The sequence below is a fragment of the Haloplanus sp. GDY1 genome (assembly GCF_023703775.1).
GTDB classification, from domain to species: domain Archaea; phylum Halobacteriota; class Halobacteria; order Halobacteriales; family Haloferacaceae; genus Haloplanus; species Haloplanus halophilus.
This window is the reverse complement of record NZ_CP098514.1, coordinates 1,658,909-1,675,294: the sequence shown is the minus strand read 5'-3', so window position 1 is coordinate 1,675,294 and position 16,386 is coordinate 1,658,909. Positions and strand designations below refer to the sequence as shown.

General features: G+C 68.5%; 18 protein-coding genes and 1 tRNA gene. 4 read left to right on the top strand and 15 right to left on the bottom strand.

Features of this window, described 5'->3' with window-relative positions; translation table 11 throughout:
- Positions 1–396 (bottom strand): hypothetical protein, encoded by a 396-nt coding sequence (locus NBT67_RS08885; protein ID WP_251341361.1) that lies wholly within the window; start codon positions 394–396, stop codon positions 1–3.
- A 177-nt stretch (positions 397–573) separates the two neighbouring features.
- Between NBT67_RS08885 and ubaA the strand changes: the two genes are divergently transcribed.
- Positions 574–1,386 carry an SAMP-activating enzyme E1 gene (ubaA, locus tag NBT67_RS08880; RefSeq protein ID WP_251341360.1) on the top strand — a complete coding sequence of 271 codons (813 nt, stop codon included), beginning with the start codon at positions 574–576 and terminating at the stop codon, positions 1,384–1,386.
- 46 nt (positions 1,387–1,432) lie between these two features.
- Positions 1,433–1,505, top strand: a tRNA-Pro gene (locus NBT67_RS08875).
- Between the two features lie 539 nt (positions 1,506–2,044).
- Here the strand turns inward: NBT67_RS08875 and NBT67_RS08870 are convergent.
- The 5 genes from NBT67_RS08870 to NBT67_RS08850 all read right to left on the bottom strand — a co-directional run bounded on the left by NBT67_RS08870 (position 2,045) and on the right by NBT67_RS08850 (position 3,591).
- Positions 2,045–2,323 (bottom strand): type II toxin-antitoxin system RelE family toxin, encoded by a 279-nt coding sequence (locus NBT67_RS08870; protein WP_251341359.1) that lies wholly within the window; start codon positions 2,321–2,323, stop codon positions 2,045–2,047.
- On the bottom strand, positions 2,313–2,609 hold the full coding sequence (locus NBT67_RS08865) for a ribbon-helix-helix domain-containing protein (RefSeq protein WP_251341358.1): 297 nt from the start codon (positions 2,607–2,609) through the stop codon (positions 2,313–2,315). Before NBT67_RS08865 ends, NBT67_RS08870 begins: the two co-directional genes overlap by 11 nt.
- A 51-nt stretch (positions 2,610–2,660) precedes the next feature.
- Entirely contained in the window at positions 2,661–2,810 is a 150-nt protein-coding gene (locus tag NBT67_RS08860) for a hypothetical protein (protein WP_251341357.1), read from the bottom strand.
- A 100-nt stretch (positions 2,811–2,910) separates the two neighbouring features.
- A complete protein-coding gene (locus NBT67_RS08855) occupies positions 2,911–3,342 on the bottom strand; it encodes a PIN domain-containing protein (RefSeq protein ID WP_251341356.1) in 432 nt (143 codons plus the stop codon).
- A 6-nt stretch (positions 3,343–3,348) separates the two neighbouring features.
- Positions 3,349–3,591: an antitoxin VapB family protein gene (locus NBT67_RS08850; RefSeq protein WP_251341355.1), complete on the bottom strand. Its 243-nt coding sequence runs from the start codon at positions 3,589–3,591 to the stop codon at positions 3,349–3,351.
- A gap of 216 nt (positions 3,592–3,807) precedes the next feature.
- Between NBT67_RS08850 and katG the strand changes: the two genes are divergently transcribed.
- Entirely contained in the window at positions 3,808–5,973 is a 2,166-nt protein-coding gene (gene katG, locus NBT67_RS08845; RefSeq protein ID WP_251341354.1) for a catalase/peroxidase HPI, read from the top strand.
- Positions 5,974–6,087: 114 nt separating this feature from the next.
- On the opposite strand, the gene NBT67_RS08840 is transcribed toward katG, so the two are convergent.
- The 3 genes from NBT67_RS08840 to NBT67_RS08830 form a co-directional block, all read right to left on the bottom strand.
- A complete protein-coding gene (locus NBT67_RS08840; protein ID WP_251341353.1) occupies positions 6,088–6,957 on the bottom strand; it encodes a pantoate kinase in 870 nt (289 codons plus the stop codon).
- Positions 6,958–7,093: 136 nt separating this feature from the next.
- Positions 7,094–8,395 carry an aspartate--tRNA(Asn) ligase gene (aspS, locus tag NBT67_RS08835; RefSeq protein ID WP_251341352.1) on the bottom strand — a complete coding sequence of 434 codons (1,302 nt, stop codon included), beginning with the start codon at positions 8,393–8,395 and terminating at the stop codon, positions 7,094–7,096.
- A 108-nt stretch (positions 8,396–8,503) separates the two neighbouring features.
- Entirely contained in the window at positions 8,504–9,604 is a 1,101-nt protein-coding gene (locus tag NBT67_RS08830) for a mandelate racemase/muconate lactonizing enzyme family protein (protein WP_251341351.1), read from the bottom strand.
- A gap of 83 nt (positions 9,605–9,687) precedes the next feature.
- On the opposite strand from NBT67_RS08830, the gene NBT67_RS08825 reads away from it, so the two are divergent.
- Complete coding sequence (locus NBT67_RS08825) at positions 9,688–10,470, top strand: DUF4013 domain-containing protein (RefSeq protein ID WP_251341350.1); 783 nt, start codon at positions 9,688–9,690, stop codon at positions 10,468–10,470.
- On the opposite strand, the gene NBT67_RS08820 is transcribed toward NBT67_RS08825, so the two are convergent.
- The 6 genes from NBT67_RS08820 to NBT67_RS08795 form a co-directional block, all read right to left on the bottom strand.
- Entirely contained in the window at positions 10,471–11,178 is a 708-nt protein-coding gene (locus NBT67_RS08820) for a phosphoglycerol geranylgeranyltransferase (RefSeq protein WP_251341349.1), read from the bottom strand.
- 123 nt (positions 11,179–11,301) lie between these two features.
- Entirely contained in the window at positions 11,302–13,818 is a 2,517-nt protein-coding gene (locus NBT67_RS08815) for a DNA topoisomerase I (protein ID WP_251341348.1), read from the bottom strand.
- Positions 13,819–13,925: 107 nt separating this feature from the next.
- A complete protein-coding gene (locus NBT67_RS08810) occupies positions 13,926–14,180 on the bottom strand; it encodes a hypothetical protein (RefSeq protein ID WP_251341347.1) in 255 nt (84 codons plus the stop codon).
- Positions 14,177–15,307, bottom strand: coding sequence for a PASTA domain-containing protein (locus NBT67_RS08805; RefSeq protein WP_251341346.1), 1,131 nt, complete (start codon positions 15,305–15,307; stop codon positions 14,177–14,179). Before NBT67_RS08805 ends, NBT67_RS08810 begins: the two co-directional genes overlap by 4 nt.
- Position 15,308: 1 nt before the next feature.
- Positions 15,309–15,695 carry a hypothetical protein gene (locus tag NBT67_RS08800; RefSeq protein WP_251341345.1) on the bottom strand — a complete coding sequence of 129 codons (387 nt, stop codon included), beginning with the start codon at positions 15,693–15,695 and terminating at the stop codon, positions 15,309–15,311.
- Positions 15,692–16,348, bottom strand: a complete 657-nt coding sequence (locus NBT67_RS08795; protein ID WP_251341344.1) for a hypothetical protein — start codon at positions 16,346–16,348, stop codon at positions 15,692–15,694. The genes NBT67_RS08800 and NBT67_RS08795 overlap by 4 nt, the downstream gene beginning before the upstream one ends.
- Positions 16,349–16,386 lie beyond the last annotated feature (38 nt).

Below are 16,386 nucleotides of genomic sequence, written 5' to 3'. Positions count from 1 at the left end.
TCACGCCCCCGCTTCCCGATACCCGACCAGCAGCCACGTCCCCAGTGCGACGGCCGCCGCGACGAGTACGAACACCCAGAAGGCAACCCAGGCGCCGACCCCGACGCTGCCGGTTCGAACCCCCGCGGCGACGCCCGCTACCGCGGCGAGGCCGAACGGCGTCAGGAACGGCAGGTCGGTCCACGACCCGCCGGCGTTGTAGTACTCGACGGCGTACCCCCAGACGTTGCCGACGGTGAACTGGAAGAGGACGAGTCCCACCAGCCCCGAGAGGAGGGCGCGAAGCAGCGTCTCGCCGGTGACGGTGCCGGCACGCGACAGGGAGACGCCCGTTCCCGCGAGGAGGACCAGGACCATCAGCGCGTGCCACGGACGGAGTCGATCACGGAGGGCCATATCCGGTGCTCGTTCGCCCGGGCAAAGAGGGTACGGACACCGTCTCGCCGCCGTCGGTCCAGGTAGCCACCCACCGCATCGTCCCGATTCCGTATCGCCGTATTCGGTTTATCACGGCTGGCGCCGACCGCGCCCGAACGGCACGGATTTATCCACGTCGCTCCCCGAGAGTGTGGTATGAGTGGGCTCTCGCTCGATTCGACACAGCTGGATCGCTACTCCCGACACATCATCATGGACGAGGTCGGTCCGGAGGGGCAGCAGCGCCTGTTAGATTCGAGCGCGCTCGTCGTCGGTGCCGGCGGGCTCGGTGCGCCCGTCATCCAGTACCTCGCGGCCGCGGGCGTGGGTCGCATCGGCGTCGTCGACGACGACGTGGTCGAGCGATCGAACCTCCAGCGGCAGGTGATCCACGGGGATAGCGACGTGGGTCGCCCCAAAGTCGACAGCGCGAAGGACTTCGTGGCGACGCTCAATCCCGACGTCGACGTCGAGACGTACGAGACGCGTCTCGACCGGGACGACGCCGACCTGATCGAGGACTACGACGTGGTCGTCGACGCCTCCGACAACTTCCCGACGCGCTATCTCGTCAACGACACCGCCCGACTCGCCGGGGTCCCCGTCTCCCACGGCGCCATCTACAAGTTCGAGGGCCAGGTCACGACGCTTCATCCCGACGGGCCCTGCTACCGGTGTCTGTTCCGCGAGGCGCCCGAACCGGGTACCGTCCCCGACTGTGCGACCACGGGCGTCCTCGGCGTCCTCCCCGGCACCGTGGGCTGCATCCAGGCCACCGAGGCCGTCAAACTCCTGCTCGACGCCGGCGACCCCCTGATCGGCCGGATGCTCTTCTACGACGCGATGGACATGACCTTCGAGACGGTGCCCTACGCGAAGGATCCCGACTGCCCGGTGTGTGGCGACGACCCCATCGACTCCATCGACGACGTCGAGTACGTCGACGGCTGCGAAATCGGTGCCGACTGAGGTCGAACGAAATCCTTTAGCGGGCGCGAGAGGCAAGTGTTCGTACGGGACCGTGGGTTAGCCTGGTATACTTCGGGCCTTGGGTGCCCGTGACCCCGGTTCGAATCCGGGCGGTCCCACTCCCACTTTTTGCTCGGTCGCTGCGCTCCCTCGCAAAAACTTGGGGAAAAACCGCAGGGAAGGATTCGAATCCGGACAGTCCCACTCCCACTTTTTGCTCGGTCGCTGCGCTCCCTCGCAAAAACTTGGGGAAAAACCGCAGGGAAGGATTCGAATCCGGACAGTCCCACTCCCACTTTTTGCTCGGTCGCTGCGCTCCCTCGCAAAAACTTGGGGAAAAACCGCAGGGAAGGATTCGAATCCGGACAGTCCATACTCTTTATACGTATAGCAGCTGTTCTTGCCGCTTCATTCCCCCGGGTCAGTCGGGGGTGGTCGGCGTGACCGAACCAGGTGGTTCGACCCCCGACCTGTCTGCGAGAGTTCACTTCGGTCCGACCGGACCGAGTGGCGCGACCCCGAGCCACTCACCGGTGGGCTGGTCGCGTTCTACCGGCACTGTTCCGACTGTTGGAACGAGCCGCCGGAACTCGGTACGCCCGCGCTCCACGAGCAACCGTGCGAGCGTGTCGGGAATCTCTTCTGACCGTTGCCTTCGTCAGTCGTCGGCCGTGTAGGCACCGCTTCGATGCTCGATTCTGCGGACTTCGAGTGTGGACGTTCCGTGATCGAGCACGCAGGCGAGGCGATACTGTCCGACCCGCAGTTTGGAGAACGGCCCGCCGGTTAGCGGTTCGAGGAAGTCCGACGGCTCCCGCCACTCCGAGTCCACCACTTCGTCGAGCTTCGAGACGGTTCGGTCCTGGACGTGCGGATCGAGCCCGTCGAACTGATCCGCAGCGCGTTGGGTGAACTTCCAGGTCCAGTCACTCGTCATTCTCGTCGCGGTCCATCATCTCGACGACTTCCTCCCGCGACACCAGCTCCGCGTCACCGGAACGCAGTTCGTGCTCGCTCGCCGCGATCTGTTTCCACCCCTCCCGTGAGAACTCGGGGTGTTTGATCGCGTCCCGAGCGGCGTAGCGGAGGAACTCGCTTCGGGAGTTGAACCCCTGTTCCTGCCACGTCGCGTCGATATCCTCGAGGAAGGCCTTGCTCAGACGGAGATTGATCTGGACCGTCTCCGGTCCGTCGCCTCCAGTTCCGCTGTCGGCATCGGACATATACAAACGCTATGCGTGCGTATACGAATAACCCTTCGGACGGTCGTCGCGCTACTCTTCCGTTCCGACTCGTGTCTCGCGTTCCACCGGCAACCACGGCGTGTGGAGTTCCTCGGCGATCTCCGTCGACAGCTCGTCCGCCACCTGCTCCTTGTTCCGGAGATCGTCGCGGTAGTGCTTCGCGGCGATAGCTTCGCGCATCCCTTCTGCCGTCTCCTCGGAAAGGAACCCCGCAACCGCCTCCGGAGGTGGCCCGCCGTACGTCCGCACCGTATCGGCCGCGTGACGCCGTCGCGTGGTTCTACTCGGCCGCGTACAGTTCGACCTCTAACTCCGATACCCCTGCCTGCTCCTGTATCCGGGTCACGAAGTCCCGCTCGTCATCCGTCACGACCGGCTCTCCCACGTCGATTGCCGTCGCCGCGATGATCGCATCCGCGGACCCGACACCGATGTCGTTCGGGTCGGCCGCCTGCGTTTCTCCCTCGATTTCTCCCGCCCGCTTCGCTATCGATGCCGTGAGTTCGACCTGTGGAAGCCCATCGAGCAGTCGTTCGAACTTCCGTCGGTTGTGTTCTGTCCGTGTACCCTTCCCGACCGCGACCCACAACTCGAACATCACGATTCGCGGGACTCGCCGCGGGAGGCCTTCGCGTTCGATCCGTCGTGCCTTCTCGATCGCCTCCGGTCGGTCGTTGTCTAGGTCTATCAGAAAGTTCGTATCGAGGATCATCCCGTGCTACGAACCCTTCTCGTCGAGCCCTGCGGCCGACTCGGCGTCCGCGCGCGCCGTCCGCTTCAGCGTGGCCTTCTGCGCTGCCGCCCGCTCCGCGTCGTACTCAGCGCTCTCGTCGACGAGATCGAGGAGGGACACGTCCTCGATGAGGCGAGCGACGGCGTCCGAAAACGTCTCGTCCTCCCGCTTGTGGGCTTTCACCCGCTCGTACACGTCGTCGTCCAGTCGGACGTTCTTGGTTCCCATATGTATACGTCTGTAAACGAGTGGCTTCAGACTTTCCCTCGTCCGAATCCGCCCACATCCCGGTCGTCATCCCGTACTCGTCGCCGAGGCCACGCCGAATCCGGCTGCGCAACCCCTTGACAAAACTTCACAAATGCGAGAGATAGCTTGGGCGACCACGAAACTTCGTTTCCGAATCAGACAATCTTAATATGCGAAAGCCGCAACTGGACGGTGATGACCAAGTCCAATCAGGACTGGTGGCCGAACCTGTTGAACCTGAGTATCCTCGACGACAACGTCCGTGACGTGGGTCCGCTGGACGAGGACTTCGACTACGCCGAGGAGTTCGAGAATCTCGACCTCGACGAGGTGAAAGCGGACATCGAGGATGTCATGACGACCCCCCAGGAGTGGTGGCCGGCCGACTACGGTCACTACGGGCCGCTGTTCATCCGGATGGCGTGGCACAGCGCCGGGACGTATCGCAACCTCGACGGCCGCGCCGGTGCGTCCGGTGGCCTCCAGCGCCTCCCGCCGGAGAGCAGCTGGCCGGACAACGTGAACCTCGACAAGGCTCGCCGCCTGCTCCAGCCGGTCAAGCAGAAGTACGGTCGCAAGCTCTCGTGGGCCGACCTGATCGTCCTCGCCGGGAACGTCGCGCTGGAGTCGATGGGCTTCGAGACGTTCGGCTTCGCCGGCGGCCGCGAGGACGAGTTCAAGTCCAACGAGGCCGTCGAGTGGGGACCCGAGGAAGAGTGGGAGACGACCTCGCCCGAGCGCTTCGAGGAGGGAGAGGTCGGCAACCTCAAGGACCCGCTCGCGAACACCGTGATGGGCCTCATCTACGTGAATCCCGAGGGGCCGTACGGTGAGCCGGACCTCGAAGGCTCCGCGAAGAACATCCGCGAGGAGTTCAGCCGGATGGCGATGAACGACGAGGAGACGGTCGCGCTCATCGCCGGCGGTCACACGTTCGGGAAAGTCCACGGCGCCGACGACCCCGACGAGAACCTCGGTCCCGAGCCGGAGGCGGCACCCATCGAGGAACAGGGCCTCGGCTGGAAGCACGACTTCGAGGAGCTCGGCGAGAAGGCCGGGATGATCACCAGCGGTATCGAGGGCCCCTGGAACGCCACGCCGACCCAGTGGGACATGGGCTACGTCGACAACCTGCTCACTCACGAGTGGGAGCCCCACAAGGGTCCCGGCGGTGCGTGGCAGTGGCGCCCCGAGAACGAGGAGGAAATCGAGCAGGCGCCGGGCGCGTTCGACCCGTCGGAGACGCAACAGCCGATGATGCTGACGACGGACGTCGCCCTGAAGCACGACCCCGACTACCGGGAGATCCTGGAGCGCTTCCAGGAGCATCCGGACGAGTTCCAGGAGGCGTTCGCGAGGGCGTGGTACAAGCTCATCCACCGCGACATGGGCCCACCCGAGCGATTCCTCGGTCCGGAGGTCCCCGACGAGACGATGATCTGGCAGGACCCGATCCCGGACGCCGACTACGACCTCGTCGGCGAGGAGGAGGTCGCCCACCTCGAGGAGGCGATCCTCGACTCGGACCTCACCCGCTCTCAGCTCGTCAAGACCGCCTGGGCGTCGGCGTCGACGTACCGCGATAGCGACAAGCGCGGCGGTGCGAACGGCGCGCGCGTCCGCCTCGAACCCCAGCGAAGCTGGGACGTGAACGAGCCGGAGGAGCTGGAGACGGTTCTGGAGACCTACGACGGGATTCAGGAGGAGTTCAACGGTTCGCGCTCGGACGACGTGCGGGTGTCGCTCGCCGACCTGATCGTTCTGGGCGGCAACGTCGCCGTCGAGCAGGCGGCGGCGGACGCCGGTTACGACGTGGACGTCCCGTTCGAACCGGGTCGCACGGACGCCACCCAGGCACAGACCGACGTCGAATCCTTCGAACCCCTCGAACCGAAGGCCGACGGCTTCCGGAACTACCTCGGTGGCGACTACGACGACCTCTACGAGACCCCCGAGGAGCGGCTGGTCGACAAGGCCCACCTCCTGAACCTGTCGGTGCCCGAGATGACGGTGCTGGTCGGCGGCATGCGCGCGCTTGGTGCGACCTACCAGGACTCCGACCGCGGCGTCTTCACCGACCGACCGGGGACGCTGACCAACGACTTCTTCGTGAATCTGCTCGACATGGACTACGAGTGGGAGCCGGTCTCGGAGGACGAGGAAGTCTTCGAGGGGCGCGACCGCGACACCGGCGACGTCGTGTGGGAGGCCACCCGGTTCGACCTCGTCTTCGGCTCGAACGCCCGCCTTCGCGCCACCGCGGACGTCTACGGCGCCGACGACGCCGAGGAGAAGTTCGTCAGCGACTTCGTGGACGCGTGGCACAAGGTGATGACCCTCGACCGCTTCGACCTCGAGTGAGCCGCGGGTCCCGGGTCGGCGGCCGCCGGCGATGAGCGCGACCCGGGCCGCGGCCCGTTCCCGCATCGCGTCCTGACGCGGTGTTCCGCCCTGCCTCCGCGATCGATCGGGACGCTACCGATTCTCGTCCACCAGGTGCGCGCCGGCGTCGTGCGTTCGGCAGACCGACGCGTCGTATCCGGCGTCCGTCAGTCCCGTTCCGAGCGCGAACACCGTCTCCCCGAGCATCGCCATCGAGGCCCGTCCGCCGACCTCGTCGACGGCCGCCAGAATCTCCGCGAGTCGGTCGGTCACGAGCCCCGTCTCGCCGGCGAAGCGCCGCGATTCGTCGAGCAGGGTCGGGAGCGTCGGCCGGTCGAGCAGTCGCGAGAGGGCGTCCTCGCCGGCGGCCGCCAGCCGGTCGGTGTCTCCCGCGAGCACGTCGGCCGTCGAGAGGTCGCCGAGCGAGAGGTACTCGACGCGCGTCCGATCGGGCACGCCGTCGAGGCGCCCGTGCGCCGGCGCGCCGGGATCGAGACGGATCGGCACGCCGCCGCGGGCCTGCGCCACCACGTCGCCGAGACCCGTCCCCGCGACCACCTCGGCCCGGTGGGCGAGCGTCACGAGCGCGTTCGTCGACCGCGCGCAGTCGAAGGCGCGGTTCGCCGCGAGCGCCGCCCCGAGCGCCATCGCCCCGGAGACGCCGAACCCCGTCCCGATGGGCGGGTCGCTCGCCGCGACGACGCGCGCCCGGTCGGCCACCCCCAGCGCCGACAGCACCGTCTCGACGGCCGCCATCGACATCGCCTCGCCGTCGAGGTCGACCCGCGGGGCGTCGTGGCCCTCGGCCGGCCGCACCGTCACGCGGACGCCGTCCGAGAGGGTCAGTCCCGCGCCGCGCGACCCCGCCCGTTCGGGGTCGTCCTGGGGGTACGGACTGAAGAACCCGGTGACGTGGCCGGGGACGAACGCCGTCGCGCCGTCACGCCGCGACTGCTCGCTCATGCCCCGACGACGGACGGCGAGTCGTTAAGCCCTGTCGGAACGGCCGCGGCGGCGGGACGATCCGTCACGCAGTCCCGTCGAACGGCGGCGTCGCGGGAACGCGGCCGTTCCGTTTCGCTCGCCGGGGACGTTCGATCTACGGACTCAGGCGCTGCCTGTCTCGCGGGAAGATGACGGCCTCCCGGATGTTGTCCAGATCCAGCATGGTCATCACGAGGCGCTCGACGCCGTAGGCCCACCCGGCGTGGGGCGGCATCCCGTATTTGAACATCCGGGTGTAGTAGTCGAACTGCTCGGGGTCGAGTCCCTGCTGTTCGAAGCCGGCGACGAGTTCGTCGTAGCGGTGTTCGCGCTGGCCGCCCGAGACGAGTTCCATCCGCGGGTGCATCAGGTCGAACCCCTTCGAGAGCTGCGGGTCGTCGTCGTAGTCCTGAATGTAGAACGGCTTGATCTCGGAGGGCCAGTCGGTGATGAAGTAGTGACCGCCGACGTCCGAACCGAGGGCCTTCTCGGCCTCGGTCGGCAGGTCGTCGCCCCAGACCAGCTGTTCGTCCAGTTCGCCCGTGGCGTTGATCCGCTCGATGGCCTCCTCGTAGGTGAGCCGGGGGAACGCCGCCTCGGGAACCGCGAAGTCGTCGTAGCCGAGCAGGTCGAGTTCCTCGGCGCAGTTCTCGGCGACGCCCTCGTAGGCTGCCTTGAGCGTCCCCTCACAGACGTCCATCGCCTCGTGGTGGTCGACGAACGCCGACTCGAAGTCGATCATCGTCGCCTCGTTGAGGTGGCGGGGCGTGTTGTGCTCCTCGGCGCGGAAGATGGGGCCGATCTCGAAGACGCGTTCCAGGCCGCTGCCGACCATCAGCTGTTTGAACAGCTGTGGCGACTGGTTCATGAACGCCTCCTTGCCGAAGTAGGTGATCGGGAAGAGTTCGGTGCCGCCCTCCGTCCCGGTGGCGACGATCTTCGGCGTGTTGATCTCCGTCGACCCGACCGAGCGGAAGTACTCGCGAACCGCTCGGAGGATCTCCCCGCGGATCTCGAAGATGGCCTTCACCTCGGGCTTGCGGAGGTCGAGGGTCCGGTTGTCCAGCCGGGTGGGGAGTTCGGCGTCGACCTTCCCCGAGGGGTCGAGCGGGAGTTCGGGGTCGGCCTCCGCGAGCACGTCGACCGACTCGGGAACCATCTCCAGCCCCGTCGGCGCTCGCGGTTCCTCCTCGACGGCACCCGTGACGGAGACGACGGACTCCCGGTGGACACCGAGTCCCGTCTCCACCAGTCCGTCGTCCATCTCGTCTTTCTCGAATTTGATCTGGAGTTTGCCGGTCCTGTCACGGAGGATCAGGAAGGCGATGCCGCCGAGGTCCCGAATCTCGTGGACCCAGCCGGCGACCGTGGCCGTCTCGCCGGCCGCGACGTCGGCCGCGTGGGTTCGGTGTTCCATACGCATCCGTATCGGACCCCGCATCTTAAACGCGACCGTTTCCGGTCGGTGGACGGCTCGCCGAGCCGTGACGTGCCGTCGCTGGAGTGAGCGACGACGCGCCGTCGCTCACCCGACGCGGTACTCGCCGATCACGTCCTCGTCGAGGGAGACGCCGAGACCCGGTTCCTCGGGAAGGGCGATGCGGCCGTCCGCCAGCTCCGGCGGCGTCTCGAACAGCGCCTCGTACACCGGGAAGTCGGTCGGATCGAACTCCAGCCACTCGCAGGCCGGCGACGCCGCCATCACGTGCATCGTCGCCGCGAGGCCGACGCCCGTCGTGAAACAGTGGGGGGTGACGACCGTGCCGTAGGTCTCCGCGAGCGCACAGACCTTCTTCGCCTCCGTGATCCCGCCACACCGCATCACGTCGGGCATGGCGTAATCGACCGCGTCCGCCTCGAACAGGTCGTGAAAGCCCCACTTCGTGTACTCGTTCTCGCCGGACGCGATGGGCACGTCGAGTTCGTCGCGCAGGGCGGCCAGCCCCTCGACGTCGTACGGCGAGAGCGGTTCCTCGTACCAGTAGACGTCGTACTCCGCCAGCATCCTCCCGACGCGACGGGCGTCGGGCCGGTCGTACCCGCAGTTCATGTCCACCATCAGCGCGGCGTCGCCGATGGCGTCGCGCATGGCCGCCACCCGCTCCTCGTCGGCGTCGATGCCGCGGCCGAGGTGGGTCTTGACGCCCGCGAACCCGCGGTCGACGTACGACCCGGCGCGCTCGGCCATCGTCTCGGGGTCCTGCCAGAACAGGTCGCTCGCGTAGGGTTTGAGCGACCCCTCGACGGGTCCACCCAGCAGCCGGTAGACGGGCACGCCGTGGTGTTTGCCCGCGACGTCCCACAGCGCGATGTCGACCCCGCTGGCCGCCGAGAGGCCCTGCCCCTTCCGGTCCTTGTACACCGTGTCGGTCACCATCGACGCCCAGTGGCGCTCGATGTCCAGGGGGTCCTCGCCGATCAGTTTCGGGGCGTACTTCTCCTCGACGATGCGCTCGACGATGGAGGACTCGGGCCCGACGCCCTCGCCGACGCCCGTGATGCCCGCGTCCGTCTCGACGACGACGAACGCCGCGCCCCGGACGTCCATCGAGCGGTCGTTCGAGACGCCGAGTGGCCGGTCCAGCGGTACCTCGATACGTTCGACGCGAACGTCGGTGATCTCCATCGTTCGCGCTTCCGTCGGCGACGAGAAAAATCCCGGTGTCGCCGAGAGTTTATATCCGATCCCGCGGCCATCCCGGCGCAGACGTGACACCTGACATCGACGCGTTGGCACGATGGCCGTTCGACACCGAGGCGTGGCCACGGATCGGCCTCGTCGGCGCACTGCTCGTCGCGACGCTCCCGCTCGTCGTTCCCGGCGTCCTGCTCGGCGGGTACGCCGTCCGCGTTCTGCGGGCGGACGCCGGCGACGACCCACTACCGCGGTTCACCGACCTCCGGGCGCTGGCGGGGACGGGCGTGCGAACCGCCGGAGTCGTCGCCGCGTACCACCTCCCGGCGGTGGCACTCGTCGCCGTCGGCACGCGCGGCGCGGCGTCGGCGTCGATGCTCCTCCAGTGGGAGGCGCTCGTGCGCTTCGGGCCGAGCGCGGTCGGTCGGCTCCCCGGTCTCGCCTCCCTCGCAGGCGCCGTCGGCGTCGGTCTCCTCGGTGCGGCGTTGCTCCCGCTCTGTGGCTACGCCTCGACCGTCGCGGTGACCGCGTACGCCGACACCGGCGATGCCACCGACGCGTTCGCGGTCGGTCGGCTGCGCCGTCGAGTGTTCTCGGTCGCCACGCTCCGCGCGTGGCTGCTCGCCTCGCTCGCCGTGATCGGGTCGGGCGTCGCCGCGTTCCTCGTCGCCGCCGCCACGACGCCGGTGCCGGGCGTCGGGCGCGTCGTCACCGCCGCGGTTCGGTTCTACGGTCTCGTCGTCGGTCTCGCCGTCTGGAACGTCGCGCGACCTGCGCTGGCGGACGACGAAGCGGACGCGAGCGGCGTCGAGGGCGGAGAGCGCGCGATGACCCGGTCCCGGTCGGCGTCGACCTGATCACTCGTGGGCGTCTTTGGCGCCCTCGACCGTCTCGCGGACGGCGTCACAGCCCTCGTCGTGGAGTAGGTCGCCGACCACGACGACGTCGGCGTGTTGGCCCATCTCGTAGGCGGCGTCGTAGTCGCCGACGCCGCCACCGTAAAAGAGGGTGGCGTCGACGAGCGCGTCCTGTGCGGCCTGTACCGTCTCGGGATCGCCGAACGTGCCGGAGTACTCCACGTAGACGATTTCCTGCCCGAACAGCTTCTCCGCGACGGCGGCGTAGGCGGCCACGTCGTCGGGCGACTGGTCGCAGTCGGCGTCGGTGTACTCCGCGACCGACGACTCGGGATTGAGGACGATGTACGCCTCGGTGTGGGTGCGACTCCAGTCGAGGCCGTTCTCGATGCGCACCCACTCCTTGTGGGCGCCGGTGACCCAGAAGCTGTCGCCGGCGTTGAACACCGTCGGGATCAGGTAGCCGTCGAGGGCGTCGTCGTCGATGACGACGGCCGGATTCGACGGCTCCTGGTAGAGCGGCACGCCGTACTTCGCACAGGCGTCGACGACCGTCTCCATCTTCCCTTTGGTCATGCCCGTCGTCCCACCGATTTCGATGGCGTCGGTTCCGGTGGCACAGACGTCCTCGAACGTCTCGCCCGCGACGAGGTCCTTGTCGGGGTCGACCTTGAGGACGTGGTCCCACTCGTCCCACGGCGTGTTCATTGGGGATGTCTACTCCGCGGAACCGATAAAAAGGGTCCGACTCGTCCCGCCCGTCCGACCCGTCGTCCGTCGGTACCGGCCGTTCTCGGGGCGTCGTGGCGACCGAGGGACGGGCTGACGGTATCAGTCCGCGTCGGCCTGCCAGTCCCGCACCGTGTCCTCGCCGACGCCGTCGATCTCGTTCGCCAGCGCGTCCGGTTCGGCGGCCTTCAGTCCCGACACGTCCTCGACGCCGGCGGCTTTCAGTTTCTCCGCCGTCTTCTCGCCGATGCCGTCGATGGTCTCCAGTTCCGTCCCCTCCTGTCGGGCCTGATACTCGCGGTAGTTACAGATCGGACAGCCCAGCTCCCAGGGCTCGCGATCCGAGTCCTCGTAGGTGATCCGAAGCCCCGGCAGGTCGTGTTCGTCACAGACGTCGTCGGTGAGTTCCGCCGCGCCACGGCGGGGCATCGGGAGGGAGTACTCGCAGTCGGGGTAGCGCGTACAGCCGACCAGCCGGCCGCCCGAGCGGAGGCGCTTGACGGCGAGTTCGCCCCCCTCGTCGTCGCCACACTCGGGACACGGCCCGACGATCAGGTCGGGTTCCTCGTCGGCCGCCTCGGCCGCACAGAGCGGACACCCGTGGACGAACGTCTTGCGGCCGGCCAGCATCTTCACGTCGTGCAGGCCGTGTTCCCCACACACCTCGTCGAGCAGGATCGGCTTGCCCGTCGAGGGCAGCGGGAGGGTGAACTCGCAGTCGGGGTAGCCGTCACAGCCGACGAAGTAGGATCCCCCGCGGCTGCGTCGGATCACGAGGTCGGCGCCGCACTCCGGACACGGCCCGACGGTCTTGTCGGCCTTCAGCGACTCGCGCAGGTGGTCGCCGAGCGCCTCCCGGGAGTCGGTGAGCCGGTCGAACACTTCCGCGAGTATCTCGCGTGACTCGTCGGTCACCTCGTCCAGCGTGGCCTCGCCCCGGGCGATGGCCTGCATGTCCGCCTCCAGTTGCGCCGTCATCTCTTCGCTGACGATGAGGTCCGCGAACTCCTCGGACGCCTCGACGACGCCCCGAGCCAGCCGGGTGGGACGCGGCGGGTCGCCCTCGATGTACCCCCGGTCGTACAGCTTCTGAATCACGTCGTGGCGCGTCGCCTTCGTCCCGATGCCCATGTCCTCCATCGTCTCGATGAGGCGGGACTGGCCGTACCGGCGCGGCGGCTGGGTCTGCTTGGCCTCGAGGCGCGTCTCTTTCACCGCGAGTTCCTCGCCCTCGCTCACGTCGGGGACGTAGTTCTCGCTCGTCGACCGGTAGGGGTAGACGGCGTGGTACCCCGGATCGACCAGGCGCTTGCCGTTCGCCTTCAGGGAGAGGGTCTCGCTCCCGCCCGCGATGCCCGCGACGACGCGCAGGTGCTCCCAGGTCGCCGCCTCGGCGACGGTGGCGAGGAAGTGTCGCACGACGAGTTCGTACACCTCCCACTCGTCTTCGGAGAGATCGGAGGGCGAGGGGAGTTCGTCGGTCGGGTGGATCGGCGGGTGGTCGGTCGTCTCCTCGTCGCCCGCGGTCGGCTCGATGTCGTCGGCGTCGAGGAGGGACGCGGCGTCGTCGCCGAACCGGGAGCCCGCGGAGAGCGCGTCCAGCAACTCCCGCGGGTCGAGGTCCTCGGGGTAGACCGTGTTGTCCGTCCGGGGGTACGTGATGTAGCCCGCAGTGTAGAGGTCCTCGGCGATGCTCATGGCCCGCTGGGCGGAGTAGCCGATCCCGCTCGCGGCGCGGATGAACTGCGTCGTGTTGAACGGCGCCGGCGGCTCGTCGGTGCGGGTGCGACGGCGGACCTCCTCGACCGTCGCCGTCTCGGCCGCCGACAGGACCGCGTCGACGGCCTCCGCGCGGTCCTCCTCCCAGACGCGTTCGGCCTCCGTGTCGTCCGAATCGAGGTAGAAGTACTGCGCCTCGAAGGTCTCCGAGTCCTTCGCGAGGTCGGCGAACAGTTCCCAGTAGTCCTCGGGGTCGAAGGCGTCGATCTCCCGCTCGCGGTCGACGATCAGCTTCAGCGTCGGCCCCTGCACCCGGCCGACGGAGATGAAGTCGTCGCCGAGCTGTCGAGCCGAGAGGGAGAGAAAGCGCGTGAGCGAGGCGCCCCACATCAGGTCGATGATCTGCCGGGCCTCGCCCGCGGCCGCCAGGTCGAAATCCAGGTCGTCGGGGTCGGCGAACGCCTCGGTCACCTCGCGGTCGGTGATGGAGGAGAAGCGCACCCGGTCGACGGGCGCCTCCTCGTTGACCTCGCGGACGAGTTCGTACGCCTCCTTGCCGATGAGTTCCCCCTCGCGGTCGTAGTCGGTGGCGATGTGGATCCGCGAGGCGTCCCGTGCCAGCCGTCGGAGCGCGGCGACGATGTTCTCCTGTGTCGGCCGCTTCTCGACCTCCGCGGTCACGAGTTCGACCGGTTCCACGTCGCGCCAGTCGCTGTACTCCGGGGGGAAGTCGACGCCGACGACGTGACCCGACAGCCCGATGCAGCGCTTGCCGCCCCACTCGTAGACGTTGACGCCGTTCATCCGCTCGGCCTCCGCGGACCCGCCGCTCAGGATGTCCGCGATGCGGCGGGCGGCGTTGTCCTTCTCCGTGATTATCAACTCGGGGCCGCGTTTCATCGCCGATTCGTACGCCGAGCACCCGCCTAAAACTTTCGCGGGGCGAAATCGACCGACGTGACGGGTGTGAACGGGGACCACACGTCGCCCGGCGGCGGCGTGACCGGTCACTCTGCGGGCGGGTCCGCGGCCGGACGGCGGATCCGCACCGGCGCCCGGTCCGGGAGCGTCACGCCGCCGACGTGACGCACCGCCGGGTCGTCGTCGACGGCCGCCGCGACGGCCTCGGGCGCGCGGACGATCACCCCGCCGCCGGCGACGACGACCAGTTCGCCGCCGGCGCCGACGACGCGACCGAGCACCCGCTGGATCGCCGTCTCGTCGCTCGACGGGGCGAAGGCGATCAGGTGCGTGTCGGTCACTCGCCCTCCAGCAGCCGCTTCGCGTGGTCGAACCAGGTCTCGACGCGATTCGTCGAGGCACGGGTGATCTCGGCCACCTCGTCGGGGTCGCGGTCGAGGAGCGTCGGCAGGTCCGTGACGCCCGCCGCGCGGAGGCGGTCGGCGTAGGTCGGGCCGATGCCGTCGACGGCCTGCAGGTCCGGCCCGGCCCCGCCCCCTTCCTCGTCGCGTCCGTCCGCCGATCCGGCGTCCGTGTCCGAGTCCGACGCCGGACCGACCGAGACGGTCAGATCGACCGCCGTCCCGGCGGGGACCGACTCGCCCGCCGCCGGCGTCTGTCCGACCACGGCGTCCGCCGGCTCGTCGCGCGTCTCGGCGTCGACTTCCCCGACCGAGAGGCCGGCCGCCGAGAGCGCCGCCACCGCGTCGTCCAGGTCGTTCCCGATCACCGCCGGCACGTCGATTTCGCGACGCTCGGAGACGGTGAGGTCGACCGCCGTACCCGGTTCCGCGACGGATCGGGGCGAGGGGAACTGGTCGATCACCACGTCGTCGGCGTCGCCGGGTTCGGTCGTCACCTCGCCGACGGTGAAGCCCGCGCGCCGGACGGCTTCCCGTGCCTCGTCGAGCGACCGGTCGCGCACGTCCGGGATCGGATCGTAGGTGGCCGCGTCGTCCCGTGTGGTCGGGCGGAGGTCGAACCGGAGCGTGCTCAGCGTCTCCCGATCCACCGACTCGGCGAGGTCCGGAAGCTGGAACTGCGGGCCGTCCCCCCCGCCCACGACGTTCGCCTTCAGGTCGACTTCGATCCGTCCGATGGCGTAGTCGGCCTCCGAGAGGTCGTCGCGGGCACTCGTGAAGGCGTCGCCCAGCGACGCGACGAGTCGGTCGGGAGCGACGGTGCCGCGCTCGGCTTCGAGGCCGTCCAGCCGGTCACGGAGCGCGTCGCGCTCCGCCTGCAGACGGTCGACCCTCGTCCGAAACAGGTCGCGCTCGCTCTCCACCTCGAGCAGGCGCTCGCGCAACTCGGTGTCGAGATACTCCTTGGTCCGGTAGAGCCCCTCGACCGCTCGCTTCTCGGTCCGGTCGAGTTTCGAGGTGTCGAGGGCGGTGAGTTCCGTCGTGAACCGGAAGTCGTCGCCCGGCATCTCACTCGGTCCCGGGGACGGGGACGATGTCGAGACGGACGCGACTCGACGCCGCCACGTCGTAGCCGGTCCGCGTCGTGAACTCGGCGTCGGTCGGCGCGGCGACGAGCGTCGGCCGATACGCCCGAACCCGGCCGTCGGCGTCGCGTTCCGGCCGGCCGCGCATCGACAGCGACACGTTCAGGTCCGCCTCGACGCCCGCGAAGCGAAACCACGGCGTCTCGATTGGCGTCTCCAGGTCGCCGGTCTCCACCGCACGCCTGATGTCCCGCCGGGTCGAGAGCGACGCGCGGTCGAGTTCGGTCTGCCCCTCCGCCACCGCACGGGCGACGCCGGTGACGAGTTCGCCCAGCGGTCGGGCGACCCAGGGCTCGGCGGCCCGGCTCACGACGATCCACCCTCGGCCGGGCGCGTGATGACTTCGGGCACCGAACGGTCCGGCGCGGGCTTTGGCACCAGCGTCGTCTTCAGCCGGCAGGCCGCGCTCGCGTCCAGCCCGTACACCTTGCTGTCGTACTCGCTGTGTGACCGCACGTCGAGTTCCACCTCGCGTTCGCCCTTCACCTCCTGTTTCTGGTAGCCGCCCCTCCCCCCGATGGAGAAGAAGCCGAGGTTGAGGCCGACGCCGCCGCCGCCGCCGTACTTCTTGCGCGACTGCTCGTAGGAGGTGCGCATGTCCCGCGAGAACGTCGAATCGCTCTCGACGTGCGTGCTTCGGGTGTGCCACCGCACCCAGAACCTGAGATCGATCTCCGTCTCGCTGAACTCGTAGAACGTGGGCGTGACGCCGTAGGCCAGCAGGGAGAGCGGCTGGTCGTTCGTCAGCGTCGAGACGTTCGTGACGTTGCCGTCGGCGTCCGTCTCCTCGACGATGCCGAGGATGACCGCGCCGGCGTCGAGTTCCATGTCCGCGAGCGTCTGTGCCGTCTGGACGGAGTTGAGGTCGAGCGCCGTCTGTCCGTCCGCCACCGCCAGGGCGGCTTTGCGGACGAGTTCGGCGAACGGGATCTCCTTGACGATGTTGTTGACGGGATCTGCCATGAGAATCTCCGCAGTCCGGGACGCGGGCTGCCGTCTTA

Coding starts and splice junctions, on each gene's coding strand:
- NBT67_RS08805 (WP_251341346.1), bottom strand. CDS start 15,307: ATGCCGGGCGACGACTTCCGGTTCACGACGGAACTCACCGCCCTCGAC.
- NBT67_RS08795 (WP_251341344.1), bottom strand. CDS start 16,348: ATGGCAGATCCCGTCAACAACATCGTCAAGGAGATCCCGTTCGCCGAA.
- ubaA (WP_251341360.1), top strand. CDS start 574: ATGAGTGGGCTCTCGCTCGATTCGACACAGCTGGATCGCTACTCCCGA.
- aspS (WP_251341352.1), bottom strand. CDS start 8,395: ATGGAACACCGAACCCACGCGGCCGACGTCGCGGCCGGCGAGACGGCC.
- NBT67_RS08865 (WP_251341358.1), bottom strand. CDS start 2,609: ATGTCCGATGCCGACAGCGGAACTGGAGGCGACGGACCGGAGACGGTC.
- NBT67_RS08855 (WP_251341356.1), bottom strand. CDS start 3,342: ATGATCCTCGATACGAACTTTCTGATAGACCTAGACAACGACCGACCG.
- NBT67_RS08815 (WP_251341348.1), bottom strand. CDS start 13,818: ATGAAACGCGGCCCCGAGTTGATAATCACGGAGAAGGACAACGCCGCC.
- NBT67_RS08820 (WP_251341349.1), bottom strand. CDS start 11,178: ATGAACACGCCGTGGGACGAGTGGGACCACGTCCTCAAGGTCGACCCC.
- NBT67_RS08830 (WP_251341351.1), bottom strand. CDS start 9,604: ATGGAGATCACCGACGTTCGCGTCGAACGTATCGAGGTACCGCTGGAC.
- katG (WP_251341354.1), top strand. CDS start 3,808: ATGACCAAGTCCAATCAGGACTGGTGGCCGAACCTGTTGAACCTGAGT.
- NBT67_RS08885 (WP_251341361.1), bottom strand. CDS start 396: ATGGCCCTCCGTGATCGACTCCGTCCGTGGCACGCGCTGATGGTCCTG.
- NBT67_RS08840 (WP_251341353.1), bottom strand. CDS start 6,957: ATGAGCGAGCAGTCGCGGCGTGACGGCGCGACGGCGTTCGTCCCCGGC.
- NBT67_RS08850 (WP_251341355.1), bottom strand. CDS start 3,591: ATGGGAACCAAGAACGTCCGACTGGACGACGACGTGTACGAGCGGGTG.
- NBT67_RS08860 (WP_251341357.1), bottom strand. CDS start 2,810: ATGCGCGAAGCTATCGCCGCGAAGCACTACCGCGACGATCTCCGGAAC.
- NBT67_RS08870 (WP_251341359.1), bottom strand. CDS start 2,323: ATGACGAGTGACTGGACCTGGAAGTTCACCCAACGCGCTGCGGATCAG.